At 62.0% G+C, this 524-nt stretch carries 1 protein-coding gene; it reads right to left on the reverse strand.

From position 1 onward, the window contains the following. Positions 1-446, reverse strand: a 446-nt coding sequence (locus tag AC1DTN_RS39145; protein ID WP_477925630.1) for an amidase family protein, incomplete at its 3' end; no start/stop codon positions are given. Positions 447-524: the final 78 nt, after the last annotated feature.

Here is a 524-nt window from a genome sequence, read left to right on the forward strand (position 1 = left end):
GGCTTGAAGTCCTTCAAAACGGAAGTGCCGAGGGTCGAAGCCAAGCCTTGGGTCAGGTAGCTGTCCTTCACACCGATCGGCAAACCCAGCAGCGGCGCCGAATGGCCCGCGGCGCGAGCCTTGTCCGCCGCTCTGGCCGCTTCCAGTACGCCGGCTCGGTCTATTGTGATGAAGGCATTCAGATCGGAGAGATTCGCAGCGCGATCGAGCAATTTGCTCACATAACTCTCGGACGTCATGGCACCCGTGCGAATCGCGGTTGCAGCCGATGACAGGTCCAGATCCTGCACGCCGCTGGCGGAAGCGGCGGCGGGCTGAGCACGAGCCAGACCGGCGCCCATCAGCGCCGCTGCGGCGGCGGCGCTCAACAGCTGGCGCCGACTGATCGACTCCCGGATGTCTGGTGCTTCGGAAGATTGTTCATTCGATGGATCATCTGTGGACATCAGGATTTCTGCCTTTCAGTTGGGGGTTGGCGAGACACGGCGATGTGTGGAACCAGCCTGCCGAAGACACACCTAGCT

The organism is Rhizobium sp. 01T444 (assembly GCF_056398305.1).